Here is a 12,748-nt window from a genome sequence, read left to right as displayed (position 1 = left end):
AGCCAGTGACCGGTCACCGCACGGCGCGCAAATAGTCCTGGTCCGAGACGGCTTCCTCCCAGACGGTTTTACCGATGGAGGTCGCCAGATGAACCATGAAGTTGGTGGTATTGGCGCCGTGCCAATGGCGTTCGTGCGGACCGATCCACACCGTGTCGCCCTGGCGAATGACTTCCGGCTCACGGCCTTCGATGCAGATCCAGCCGCTGCCGGCGCTGACGTAGAGCACCTGGCCCTGCTCATGGCTGTGCCAGAAGGTGCGTGCACCTGGCGTGAACGACACGTTGTTGATCGTGACGCCGTCAGTGGTCGGCATCACCGGATCGGCCCAGACCACCCCGGTGAATGTCGACGAGCGTTGCTCTGAAACGGCGCCACTGGCGTTACCGTGAATAACCTTCATGCCTTGCCTCCTGATGATTTCTCGTGAAGCCGGATGCCGCCGGACATATCGCCGATGGCATCCACGACCTTGTTGCTGATCTGATCGCCATACCCCAACGCCACCTGCAAACCGAAACTCGCCAGCGGCCCGGACGCATTGAGCGAGGCAACTCCCAGTTCACGGGCGCGTTCGATGTAGAGCACAACGTCCTTACTCATCAACTTGCCGGTCAGGCCGCCTTCCAGGTAGTTGCCATCGACGATGTAGGGAAAGCGGTTCTGTGTGGCGAAGTTGACGCCGCTGCTGCTGTTGAGCACATCCAGCAGGCGGTGAAGATCGAGCCCGGCTTTCTTGCCCGCGACCATCACTTCGGCAGTCGCGGCCAGGCTGACCGCATTGAGAAAGTTGTTGAGCAGCTTGGTGGTGTGCCCGCTGCCGCTTTCGCCCATGTTGAACACCTTGCTGGCGATGGGTTTGAACACCCAGTCAAGCGCCTCGATGGTGGCCACGTCGCCGCCCACCATCAGCGTCAACGTGCCCTTCTGCGCGGCGGCGGCACCGCCGGAAATACCGGCGTCGACATACTGCACGCCGCGTTGGGCGAACAGGACGTTCAAGCGGATCGTCGAACTCGCAGCGGCGGTACTGAGGTCAACGATCGTCTGGCCTTCACGGCAATGCTGCAGCAGGCCATCGCCGCCCTCCACCACCATTTCCACCACTTTGCTGTCCGGCAGCGACAACAGAATGACGTCGGCCTTGTCCGCGATCTCGCGGATCGAAGCGGCCAGTTGCGCCCCAGCGGCATGGACTCGCTGCGGTTCGGGGTCGTAACCGAGTACGGTCAAGCCTGAGTCGACGAGGCAGCGGGTCATTCTGCCGCCCATGTTGCCGAGTCCGACAAAGCCAATTGTTTTGTTGCTCACGGCTGTTCTCCTATGTTCAAAACGACGGGGAATTGATACCCGTCAGAAATCCACGTCTTTGGTTTCCGGCCCCATGAACGCACCCAGCGTGCCGATGATTCCGCCGATGAGCAGCAGAACCGCTGGCGTGACAGTGAAGGGCATGACCAGGCCGAGCGCGTTCATGTAGAAGGCGTAAAAGGAAGGAATAATCACCGACAGGCTGAAGCCGACACCGAAGCCCGTGGCCCGCACATCCGTAACGAAACGCTCGTTGATGTAGGTCACGATCACGCCCCACGGCGCGGTCACCACCACCGACAACAGGCACACCAGGAACATGATCAGCGGCAAGGACAGCCCCGGGACATTCGCCAGTACGTACATGATTGCCGCGCCAAAAATCGCAATGGTCGGCCCCAGAATCAGGAAGAAGCGGCGGCGGCCGATCTTCTGTCCCAACATGCCCGAGGCGATGTAACTGAAGAACAACACGGAGTAGGAAATCAGCAGCGTGGCAGTGACTTCAAAGCCCGACAGGTGCAGGGTTTTCACCAGCAGCCCGGTCGGTAGGAAGATCGTGATGATGTTCTGGGTCAGCCAGAAACCGGTCATCATGATCAGCACTTGCAACAGGTTGCGGCCGCTTTTGCCGCGCAGCAGATCGCTCAGCGGCAACTTGTCTTTCGGCTTGCTGGCGTCCACTTCCCAGATTTCGGATTCGGACACGGCGAACACGTAGTACAACGCCAGCACCCCGGCCAGCACCGCGCCGACCACGAACGGAATGCGCCAGCCCCATTGCACGTACGGCGAGTCGATGCCGGCCAGCGGGAATAGCGCGAACATCAGCATCGCCACCAGGTTGATGCTGACGTAGGCGAGCGGGAAGCCTGCAATGATCAGTCCGCCGACAAAACCGCGCTGGTGCTTTTTCGAATACTCGATGGCCAACGGCATCGCCCCGGTGTAACCGCCGCCGAGAAAAATCCCGTCGATGAACCGTAGCAACACCAGCAACAAGTAAGACCAGATGCCGATGCTGTCGTAGCCCGGCAGCAGCGCGATCAACAGCGTAACCACACCAAAACCGGTCACTGAATAGATCGAGGCCATCCGGCGCCCTGTCGTGTCGGCGATCATGCCGAACAACAGTGCACCGATAGGCCGCCCCAGCAGCGTGGTGATAAACACCAGCGAAGCAAGAATGGCTTCCATGCCGGGCGACAGGTTCGTCGGCTGGAAAAAAAACAATACCGGCGCGAGAACGACCACAGGCAGGTAGATATCAAACATGTCGATGTACTCAGAGAAAAACGCACCCTTGATGGCGTTTTTTCTCTTCTTCTCAATCGACTGCTCCGACTCGATGGGTCGGACGGGTGCATAGGTAGCCATGACGTTTCCTTATAATTATTGTTGAGACGTTAAGCGTCGTATCGAACAGGATCGGAATCAGTGCTTCTCGGCTTGCTCATAGGCCTTGATCGTGTCAGAGGCGATCCGGAAAGCCGCAAGCCCCACCGGCACACCGCAATACACGGATGCCTGCATCAATACCGCGCGTATTTCCTCCTTGGAAACCCCGTTCTTGAGTGCGCCTTTCACATGAACGGCGAGTTCATGGTGCTGACTCATGGCCGTTAACAGCGCCAGGTTGATAATGCTGCGGGTCTTGAACGGGAGCGTTGAATCGCCCCAAATCTCGCCCCAGCAATACTCAGTGACGAGCTTTTGCATGGGACGGTTGAAGTCGTCGGCCGCCGCCCAGGATTTCTCCACGTGGCTTTCGCCCAAGACTTCCTTACGATTCTCGAAGCCTTTGGTGAAGCGTTCGTTATCTTCCATTGTTCTCTCTCCAGCCTGTTTTCGTAGTATCGAATTATTGTCATACAATCAAAACGGGTAAATTTTTTTGACGCGGATTGATCCGCGCCAAAAAGGGTCGCCGCCATGCATACTAGCCGCCGGCGTAGCCGACCATGGATTTGACCTCGAGGTATTCGCGCAGTCCGTATTCACCCCATTCCCGACCGTTGCCGGACTGTTTATAACCGCCGAACGGTGCAGCGAAATCGGCGGGCGGATAATTCAAATGCACGCTACCTGCCTGCAGGCCGCGCGCCACATGCCGGGCTCGTTCCAGGTCGGCAGACTGCACATAGGCCGCCAGACCGTAGTTCGTGCCATTGGCCATCGCGATCGCCTCGGCTTCCGTGTCATACGCCATCATCGACAGCACGGGACCGAAAATCTCTTCCTGCGCGATGGTCATTTGCGGCGTGACACCCGCGAATACGGTGGGCTTGATGTAATAGCCGCGGGTGATCCCCTCCGGCAGACCCGGTCCGCCGGTCACCAGTTGCGCGCCCTCATCGATGCCGGTTTGAATCAGCGCCTGCACGCGTTTGAATTGCGCCTGATTGACCAACGGCCCCAGTTGAGTCGACTCCTCGGAAGTGGGGCCGACACTGAAGGCCTGCGCTGCACGTCCGGCAATCTGGATAGCATCGGCCATCAATGCCCGGGGAATCAGCATCCGCGTCGGAATCGAGCAGGACTGGCCGCTGTTGGTGAAGCAGGCTGCGACGCCTCGGGTCACGGCGTCTTGCAGATCGACGTCGTCGAGGAGGATATTGGCGGACTTGCCGCCCAGCTCCTGTGCCACGCGCTTGACCGTCTCGGCAGCAGACTTCGCCACCAGGACACCCGCCCGTGTCGATCCGGTGAACGACACCATGTCGATACCCGGATGCGCAGCAATCGCGGCCCCGACACCAGGCCCGTCGCCGTTGACCAGATTGAACACCCCCGCCGGCACGCCGGCCTCATCCAGCACTTCGGCGAACAGCAGCGCACTGAGCGGGGAATATTCGCTCGGCTTGAGCACCATGGTGCAACCGGCCGCCAATGCGGGGGCGATTTTCACCACGATCTGATTGATCGGCCAGTTCCAGGGCGTGATCAGCCCACAGACCCCGACCGGTTCGAAACGCAGCATGGTAGTACCTTGCGGTTCCTCGAACCGAAAGCCCTTGAGCACTTCGATCAGTTGATTGAGATGCAGCGGACCACGGGGCACCTGAGCTTTACGAGCGAAGGAGATCGGCGAACCCATTTCCACGCGCATCGCTTCGGCGAACTCCTCCTGGCGACGCTCGTAAATGGCCACGATGCGTTCGAGCAAGGCGATACGTTCGGCGACACTGCGCCCAGCGTAATCGGGTAACGCGGCACGGGCCGCCGCCACTGCCCGGTCGACGTCGTCGGCATTGCCCAATGCCAAGCGGTCGACAACGGTTTCGGTCGCAGGATCGATGACGTCGAACCATGTGGGCGATGACGGTTCCACCCACTTTCCACCGATGTAAAAACTGGCTGCACGAGACATTCGATTCACTCCCTTACTCAATGATGGATCGCTGTTTTCAACAACACGGGCGCGGTGTCATTCGCCGTCGTTGGCGACCAGCAATCGGTACATTTCGGTGTGGTCGGTGGTTGGCGTCGCTTGCTTCGATACGTCATCCCACAGCGCCGTCGCGGTTTTTCCCAGGCGCATCGGGTAACCCAGCGCGTCGGACAGCCCCTGGGCAATCTTCAGGTCCTTGTTCATCAGTAGCATCGAAAAGCCGGACGCATACGAACCACTGAGCATGAATTGCCGGGCTTTGTTTTCCGAGGTGTTGCTGCGCCCGCTGGAGGCGTTGAGCACGTCGACCATCACGCTTGGGTCGATCCCGAACCGCTTGGCCACATGCAGGGCTTCGACCGTGGCCATCAACCCGGCCGCCGACACGTAGTTATTCAAGGCTTTGGCCGCATGACCAGCACCCGCAGTGCCGATGTGCAGAATGTTCTTGCCCATGGCTTCAAGCAACTGATGACAACCCTGCATCACCGCTGCATCGCCACCCACCAGAATGGCCAACGTGCCCTCCACCGCCCGTTTGACGCCGCCGGAAACCGGCGCATCCAGGTAATCGAGGTCGAAGGCTTTCAGTTTCAGCGCCAGATCACGGGAGCGCGCCGGCTCCGAGGAACTCATGTCAATCACCACGGCGCCTGGCCGTAACGAAGCAGCCCAACCGTCTGCCCCTGCACTGCCCAGCAGCACGCTTTCGACGATGGCCGAGTTGGGCAACATGGTGATCAGTACATCAAGGGACCGCGCGTTGCCGGCATCGAGGCCCATGGCCTCGAGCGTGGCCAGGGTTTGCGTCAGGCGCCCTTCATCCGCGTCGGCGAGGAAGAGTTCATAACCTGCCTTCGCAAGGCAGGTCGCCATTGGAACCCCCATCATGCCAAGCCCGATGAAGCCGATTCGTTGCGATTGAGTCATGTCCAAGCCCTATTGTTTTCTTGTCGGGTCATGCGTTGGCGGCGGTCGACAGCGTAAAAGCTGTTTCGAGGCAGGCCAGCAGTTGGACTAAAACTATAGGACTGTCATACAATCGGTCAATAGGCTAATCGGCCTATTTTTTTGATCGGCACCTTCCTCCAGGAGATTCATATGATTGTTGAATTGCGTATTTATCACTGCGCACCGGGTCGCCTTCCCGCGTTGCACGAGCGCTTTACCAAGACGACGTTGGGGTTCTTCGAGAAGTATGGAATCGAGCAGTTGGGCTTCTGGACGACACTGGCCGGCCCGACCAATCAGTCGTTGAGCTACATGCTCAAATGGGCGAGCCTCGCCGAGCGCGAGGCGAAATGGAATGCGTTCCAGGCAGATCCGGAGTGGATCGCCAAGCGCGCTGAAAGCGAAGCGCAGGCCATCATCGTCGAGCGGATCGAGAACCAGTTTCTGGCACCCACCGCGTATTCGGCGCTGCGTTGAGGCAACAGTGAAAGGACAGGCGCCGTCTGACGATCGTCAGCGGCGGCCTGATTCTCAGTGGATCGACAGGCTTCAGGTGGCCGGGGTCGAACTGCTCTGTTCCAGCAGGCCCAGAACGTTTTGCGAGGCATTCTCCACGTGCAGCAACGCCGCCGCACAAGCACCGGCCTCATCGCGCAACTGAATCATCCGCACGATTTCCTTGAGCTCTGCCAAGGTGTGCACCATGCGTCCTTCACGTCCGAGGGACAGGGCCCGCAACAGACTGACGCGATTGTTGAGCTGCTCCAGCATGCCACCGACCACCGCGCTCTGTTCGATGTCGAGCAGCACGTGATAGAAGCGTTGCTTGATGTCCAGCAACGTCGTGCCGTCACGCCGGGCGGTATGGGATTGCTGAACGAATTCGTCGAAGACCGCGGCCAGTTCGGCAACGTCCTCATCAGTGGCATGCCGAACGAAATTGCGCACGGCCAGCACTTCCAGGGCGCCGCGTACGTCGTAGATCTGCATCGCATCCTTGGCACTCACCGAAGCGACATAGGCCCCGCGATGCGGGACCTGCTCCACCAGACCTTCCGCTTCCAACTGACGCAGCGCCTCGCGCAATGACGTGCGGCTGACGTCCAGGGCCGTGTAGAGCTGTTGTTCCACAAGGCGGTCGCCTGGCTTGAATCGACCGGAAATGATTTCGTTGCGTAGGGCATCCTGCACCTGATGCCGCAATGAAGCCGCCTGGCGGTGAACTTTCATAATGTATTCCCAAAGCCTTAATAGTATTAATCATGCGAGCGGGCAGCATCTCCGGGAAATAACCCTCGGGCACCCTGCCCGACGGCCAGCCCTGTCGCTGATGCCGCAACTCAATATGATTGTATGACACGTAAGCTTAGGAAAAATACAGCATTGATTTAACTGGCGACGCCGACCGCCCTGTCAGCGCCGCTTCTGGCAACGTCAGCGTTAACCCGGCTTCAACTACCCGCCCCGCCATGGGCTTCTTCAAAGAAGTAATCCTTCCAGCTCGCCGCCTTGTTTTTCAACACGCCCAACTCCTGCAATTTCTCGGCATAGATAAAGGTGCGCTGTGGCACGACCGTAAAGTCGATTTCCGGGTCGGCGACGATTTTCTCAACCAGCGGCAGGGCCAGTTTCGATTGCTCTACGCGAATGTAGGTCTGGGCCGCTGCGAGCTTGTCGGCCTTGATGATTTTCTCGGCTTCAACCAGCGCGTCGTAGAAGGCCTTGTAGGTTTTCGGGTTTTCGTCGTGGAATTTTTCAGTGGTGTACAGCACGTTGAACGTGGCCTGGCCGCCGAGTACGTCGTAGGAGCTCAGCACCTTGTGTACGTTGGGATTCTGCAGTTCCTGATACTGGAACGGCGGGCTGGAAAAGTGCGCGTTGATTTCCGAGCCGCCCGCAATCAGCGCCGCTGTTGCATCCGGGTGGGCAAGGCTGATCGAGATATCGTCAAACTTCTTGTAATGCTCTGGGCCAAACTGCTTCGCCGTTTCGATCTGCAACGTGCGCGACTGGAAACCGACACCCGCCGCCGGTACGGCGATGCGGTCCTTTTCAGTGAAGTCCTTGAGGCTCTTCACGTTCGGATTGTTGGTCAGCAAGTAATTGGGCATCGAGCCCAGCGATGCGATGGCCTTGACGTTCTGCTTGCCCTTAGTGCGGTCCCAGATCGTGAGCATCGGCGGCACACCGGCCGACACCACGTCCAGCGCACCGGCCAGCAGCGACTCGTTCATCGCCGTGGCACCCGAGATGCTGTTCCAGTCGACCTTGATGTCGAGGCCTTGCGCCTTGCCCTGTTTCTCGATGAGTTGCTGATCGCGCACCACATCCAGAATCAGGTAACCGATGCCGAATTGCTGGGCGATGCTGATCTTGCCTTCGGCCTGGACGCCGGGACTCAGCAACAGGCTCGCCGTCGCCAGGGAGCCTGCCAATAGTGTCAACGCTGAGCGCTTGAAAGGAGTTGCCATGAATACCTCAAAGTCATTGCAAGAAAGGGAAAGCAAAATCTGCACGGATGCGCAGGCGCTCAAAGTGCACTGCCTGTCGTGACATTAAAAGGAATATATAAAGCTTTGTTTATTCAATAAAAGAATATGCAAACCTACCCGTCAGCCTCGAAAGATACCTAAGCCAGATTCGTGTGCCCCCACCGCCGGTGCAATCCTCTGGCCAGTGCATCAAGGGCAAACCCAAGCACACCGATCAGAAGCACCATCGCCATCAGTTCCGAATAGGCCAGTCGATCCCGCGTATCCAGGATGAAGTAGCCCAACCCGGCGCTGACCCCAAGCATTTCGCACGGCACCAGCACGATCCACAAGATACCGATGGATAACCGCACACCGGTCAGCACATGGCCGAGCACGCCGGGCAGGATCACTTTGCGCAAGGTTTCCCAGCGGGTTGCGCTGAGGCTGCGGCTCAGTTGCAACCAACGCGGGTCGAGTTGGCGCACGCCGGCCACGGTGTTGAGCAGGATCGGCCAGATCGCGGCGAAGGTCAGCAGGAAGTAGATCGGCTGGTCGCCCACGCCCATCAGCATCACCACCACCGGCATCCACGACAGCGGGGAAATCATCCGCAAGAACTGGAAGGCCGGCGTCGTCGCGGCTTCAAGGTGTCGATAGCTGCCAATCAGCAGCCCCAGCGGCACGCCGATCAGCAAGGCCAGCAACAGGCCGACGAGGATGCGCTTGAGGCTGACGAACACATGCTCATACAGCTCGGTGCGACCCAGCAACTCCACCAGGCTGACCAGCGTCGCCTCCGGGGAAAACCGCGCCGCCAACCCTTCGCTGCCACCGAACAAATGCACACCCAGCCACCAGCCCAGCAGCAGAAACACCAGCCCCACCAGGCCCAGCCCCCAATGCAAAAGCGATGAAGTTTGCCGACTCATCAGAGACTGAACTCCTCACTGCGTTCGAAGCTGTCCGGTAAGCCAAACGCCTTGAGCCCGCCCACCGCCGAGATGGCGTTGCGCACAAAGCGGTCGTCCACCAGATCCCGGGCGGTGTGCTGTGGATCGAGGTGGGCGAGAAAGCCTTTGTCGCCTTCGATCAGCGTGTCCTTGAGCCGTCGCACCAACTCTTCGGTGTAGCTCGGGAACGGGTACGGCTGGAAGTCGATGCGCTGCTCGTCCCAGTGACTGTGCTGGATCGCGCCGCTGGCCAGGTATTGCCCACGGTCAGTGGCGGCGGGCGCCAGCACTCGATTCAACACTTGCTGCGCATGGGGCGTGTAGCGGTTGTCGCCGTCCTTGGACAGCAACTTGGCGGCCTCGGCGCGGTTGTCGCGGGTCCACAGTTGCGCCTTGACGATCGCATTGACCACTTTCTGCGACCACTCGGGGCGGTTGTTCAAATCCTGCTCGTGCATGAACACCACGCAGCAGGCGTGATTGCGCCAGATATCCCCGGTGAAGCGCTGCACGCGTCCGACCTTGAGCTCTTCGGCCAACGCGTTGAACGGCTCGGCGACGATATAACCGGCGATGCGTTTGCTGGCCAGGGCCGGCGGCATGTCCGACGGCGGCAGCACCAGCAGATTGACTTCGTTCGGCGCGAGCACGGCGCTGGCGGATTTGCTCACCGGCACCAATCCATGATCGCGAAACAGTTGCTGCACCACCACGTTATGAATCGAGTACCAGAACGGAATCGCCACCGATTGTCCGCCCAGCTGCTTGACCTCGGTGATGCCCGGCGCAACCGTCAGGCCTGAGCCGCCGACATGGTTCCAGGCCACGACTTTGGCCGGCACCTTGCTGCCATAGCGCGCCCAAACGGTCATCGGTGACAGCAAGTGAATGACGTTGACCTGCCCGGAAATAAACGCCTCGATCACCTGGGCCCAACTGCGCAGCAGCACCGGGCGTTCGGCCTGGATGCCTTCGGCTTCGAACAGGCCGTTGTTGTGCGCCACCAGCAACGGCGTGGCGTCAGTGATCGGTAGGTAGCCGATGCGCACCGGGGCGTTGGGTTCCGAGGCGGCGCGGGCCTGCAGGCTGTTGAGCAGCGGCAGCGCACCGCCGGCGGTCAGCAAGGCGCTGAGTTTGAGGAAGTCACGACGTGTGTGAGTGAAGTCGTCCAGGCACATGGTCAATCTCCGACGGTTCGGGCAAGGGTTGGGTTAGGGGATTGCGGCTCGCCCGCCGAAGGGTTTTGAGAATATCGATGCGCAGCGCGCCCAGTTCTTCTACTAGCTCGGCACGGGGCTGAGGCAGGTCGATGCGCCACTCGCCGAGGGTCCGCGCCGGGCTGTTACCCAGTAGCAGAATCCGCTCGGAGAGCAGCAGGGCTTCGTCAATGTCGTGGGTGATCAGCACCGCCGCAGTGTTGTGTTCGGCAATCACCTGCAGCAGCAGTTGTTGCATGTCGGTTCGGGTCACTTCATCCAGCGCGCCAAAGGGTTCGTCCAGCAGCAACACCTGGGGCTGACGCGCCAGGCAGCGGGCAATCGCGGTGCGCTGGGCCATGCCGCCGGAGAGTTGCGCCGGGTAGTGTTGCCGGGCGTGTTGCAGGCCGACGGCGCTGATGGCGTGGTCGATGCGTGCCTTGAATTCTGGTTGGCTGAGGTGCGGTTGACGGGCGAAATCCAGGCCGAACGCGACATTCTTTTCCAGGGTCAGCCACGGCAACAGGCTCGGGTCCTGAAACGCCACGGCGACACGGGGATGCGGGCCGTTCAGCGGTTGGCCGAGCAGGCTCACACTGCCGCGATGGGCCGTCTGCAAACCGGCGAGCACACGCAACAGACTCGACTTGCCGACACCGCTGGGACCGAGGATCGACACCACCTCCCCGGGCTGCAACTGCAAGTCGAAATCCTCCAGCACGGTCTGCCAGCCTTGCTCCCGTGGGTAACCAAGGCTGATGCCGCTGGCGTGCAGCAACGGTCCGCTCATGCCAGCGCTTCCCGCGCCTGGCGTTGCAGCTCAGCACGCAGTTGCACCAGGCTCGGCGTGACGATCGGCACAAACGCTGACTCGCGCCAGCGCCGAGCGAAACCGCTGCCGTGCTCGCTCAGATAGGCCTTGCCGCCACTGGCCTGCAACTCCAGTTGCACGGCATTCGCCGCCGACTCCGCCAAGGCAATCCGTAGTCGAAACAACGCCGCTGGACGACTCAGGAAACGGTCGTCGAGCAGACCGTTTTTCAGTTCTTTCACCGTTTGTTCCAGTTGCTCCCGCTGCTCGCCCAAAGGCTCCAGCAGGATCGATCGGCCATCCTGCAAATGCGCCTCCACTTCCCGCAGCGAGCGGCGCGCCAGGCCAATCGCCAAACCGCACTGCAAGCCAAGAAACGCGGGACGAACCGCCGGCAGAAAGACTCGCGCATCCTCGTGCAGCAACCAGTCCCGATCCACCTCGACCCGATCCAGATCCAGCGCCGCCGTGTTGCTCGACTGCAAGCCCATCAATTGCAAATCCGCCGAGCGCTGCACCCCGGCCAGTGCATCCGGGATCGCCAGGACAAAGGGTGCGCCGCCGCTTTCGTCGTCGATGGCCGCCGCCACCACAAACCCGCTTTTGCGCAGGTTGGTGACCCAGTGCAGGCGCCCGCTCAACGACCAACCGCTGTCAAGGGGCCGGGCGCGCACTTGCAGCGCCTCGATCCCCGAGAGGAATTTCATCGCGTTCGACAGCCCGGTCGCGCCGGCCAATTCGCCAATCAACAAGGACGGCAGCAGTCCTTCGCGCAACACCGCGTTCGGGCTTTGCAGCAAGTACTCGATAAAGGCGCGCTGGCCCCAGAAAACAAACGCCGCCGCCAGGGAATGGCTGGCCACTTCGGCCAACACTTCCACGGCATCCGCCAGATTGCCGCCACTGCCGCCCAGCTCCCGGCGGATGCCGACGCGCAGCACATCGGCGTTCGCCAGTCGCGACAGCACCTGTTGCGGGTCGCACTCGCCGACATCCAAAGCGTGGGCGTGGGCGTCCAGCCATTCAGTCAATGCCGGATTGAGCATGGTGGTGTTCTCCTTCGAATCATTGACCCGACTGCCAGCGGTACTTGGCCAGCTCCGGATTGAGCGGCGTCCCGGCAAAAACGTTAGCAAAGTTGCACAGGGTCGCCAGGCTGACGCCGAGGATCACTTCCAGCGCGTTGCCCTCGGTGTAGCCGGCGGCCTTGAAGTCGCTGAAGGTCTGCTCGCTGACCTTGCCGCGCGTGGCGATCACTTCCCGGGCAAACGCCGCGAGGGTCTCAAGTTTCGCCTCGGGTACGCTGGCTTGTTCACGCAGCGCACTGACCACTTCATCCGGCAACTTCGCCTTGTTCAGCGCGACGGCCGTGTGCCCGGCCACGCAAAAATCACAGCCGTGGGTAGTGGCGGCAATCAGCTGCACCACTTCACGTTCGGCAAGGCTCAGTTCGGCCTTGCCATTGAGCGCCGATACCGTAACGTAGGTTTCCAGCGCCGCCGGGGCATTGGCCAGGATCGCCAACAGGTTCGGGATAAAACCGGACGTCTTCTGGGCGTTTTCCAGGAACGGCTTGGCCGCTTCCGGGGCGCTTTGCAGGGTGTGTAGCGTGACGCGTGACATGATCGAACTCCCGTTGTAGAGGTGTCCGGCCAGTCTGTTTG

14 protein-coding genes are annotated in these 12,748 nt (G+C 60.5%); 1 reads left to right on the top strand and 13 read right to left on the bottom strand.

The genetic code is table 11. The features are described from left to right. Positions 1-13: 13 nt before the first annotated feature. The 6 genes from ACIQY3_RS09100 to ACIQY3_RS09075 all read right to left on the bottom strand — a co-directional run bounded on the left by ACIQY3_RS09100 (position 14) and on the right by ACIQY3_RS09075 (position 5,632). A complete protein-coding gene (locus tag ACIQY3_RS09100; RefSeq protein ID WP_403018684.1) occupies positions 14-403 on the bottom strand; it encodes a cupin domain-containing protein in 390 nt (129 codons plus the stop codon). Then, positions 400-1,344 carry an NAD(P)-dependent oxidoreductase gene (locus ACIQY3_RS09095; RefSeq protein ID WP_403018779.1) on the bottom strand — a complete coding sequence of 315 codons (945 nt, stop codon included), beginning with the start codon at positions 1,342-1,344 and terminating at the stop codon, positions 400-402. Before ACIQY3_RS09095 ends, ACIQY3_RS09100 begins: the two co-directional genes overlap by 4 nt. A gap of 9 nt (positions 1,345-1,353) precedes the next feature. Continuing rightward, entirely contained in the window at positions 1,354-2,688 is a 1,335-nt protein-coding gene (locus ACIQY3_RS09090) for an MFS transporter (RefSeq protein WP_403018683.1), read from the bottom strand. Positions 2,689-2,745: 57 nt separating this feature from the next. Further along, positions 2,746-3,138, bottom strand: a complete 393-nt coding sequence (locus tag ACIQY3_RS09085) for a carboxymuconolactone decarboxylase family protein (protein WP_169850745.1) — start codon at positions 3,136-3,138, stop codon at positions 2,746-2,748. A gap of 112 nt (positions 3,139-3,250) precedes the next feature. Beyond that, positions 3,251-4,681, bottom strand: a complete 1,431-nt coding sequence (locus ACIQY3_RS09080; RefSeq protein WP_403018681.1) for an aldehyde dehydrogenase family protein — start codon at positions 4,679-4,681, stop codon at positions 3,251-3,253. A gap of 57 nt (positions 4,682-4,738) precedes the next feature. Next, a complete protein-coding gene (locus ACIQY3_RS09075) occupies positions 4,739-5,632 on the bottom strand; it encodes an NAD(P)-dependent oxidoreductase (protein ID WP_403018679.1) in 894 nt (297 codons plus the stop codon). A gap of 171 nt (positions 5,633-5,803) precedes the next feature. On the opposite strand from ACIQY3_RS09075, the gene ACIQY3_RS09070 reads away from it, so the two are divergent. Next, entirely contained in the window at positions 5,804-6,130 is a 327-nt protein-coding gene (locus ACIQY3_RS09070; RefSeq protein ID WP_403018678.1) for an NIPSNAP family protein, read from the top strand. A gap of 72 nt (positions 6,131-6,202) precedes the next feature. Here the strand turns inward: ACIQY3_RS09070 and ACIQY3_RS09065 are convergent, their stop codons facing one another. From ACIQY3_RS09065 to ACIQY3_RS09035, 7 genes are all read right to left on the bottom strand, one after another. Then, a complete protein-coding gene (locus tag ACIQY3_RS09065; RefSeq protein WP_403018676.1) occupies positions 6,203-6,883 on the bottom strand; it encodes a GntR family transcriptional regulator in 681 nt (226 codons plus the stop codon). Positions 6,884-7,104: 221 nt separating this feature from the next. Continuing rightward, the gene (locus ACIQY3_RS09060) at positions 7,105-8,124 is read right to left on the bottom strand and encodes an ABC transporter substrate-binding protein (protein ID WP_403018674.1); all 1,020 of its coding nucleotides are present in this window, start codon (positions 8,122-8,124) and stop codon (positions 7,105-7,107) included. 158 nt (positions 8,125-8,282) lie between these two features. Beyond that, on the bottom strand, positions 8,283-9,056 hold the full coding sequence (locus tag ACIQY3_RS09055; RefSeq protein WP_403018672.1) for an ABC transporter permease: 774 nt from the start codon (positions 9,054-9,056) through the stop codon (positions 8,283-8,285). Next, a complete protein-coding gene (locus ACIQY3_RS09050) occupies positions 9,056-10,255 on the bottom strand; it encodes an ABC transporter substrate-binding protein (RefSeq protein WP_403018670.1) in 1,200 nt (399 codons plus the stop codon). Before ACIQY3_RS09050 ends, ACIQY3_RS09055 begins: the two co-directional genes overlap by 1 nt. Further along, entirely contained in the window at positions 10,221-11,063 is an 843-nt protein-coding gene (locus ACIQY3_RS09045) for an ABC transporter ATP-binding protein (protein WP_403018667.1), read from the bottom strand. The genes ACIQY3_RS09050 and ACIQY3_RS09045 overlap by 35 nt, the downstream gene beginning before the upstream one ends. After that, positions 11,060-12,130 carry an acyl-CoA dehydrogenase family protein gene (locus tag ACIQY3_RS09040; RefSeq protein ID WP_403018665.1) on the bottom strand — a complete coding sequence of 357 codons (1,071 nt, stop codon included), beginning with the start codon at positions 12,128-12,130 and terminating at the stop codon, positions 11,060-11,062. Before ACIQY3_RS09040 ends, ACIQY3_RS09045 begins: the two co-directional genes overlap by 4 nt. Before the next feature lie 19 nt (positions 12,131-12,149). After that, entirely contained in the window at positions 12,150-12,707 is a 558-nt protein-coding gene (locus ACIQY3_RS09035) for a carboxymuconolactone decarboxylase family protein (protein ID WP_403018663.1), read from the bottom strand. Positions 12,708-12,748: the final 41 nt, after the last annotated feature.

The organism is Pseudomonas sp. NPDC096950, assembly GCF_044762525.1.
Classification (GTDB): Bacteria; Pseudomonadota; Gammaproteobacteria; order Pseudomonadales; family Pseudomonadaceae; genus Aquipseudomonas.
This window is presented reverse-complemented; position numbering and strand designations above follow the sequence as displayed.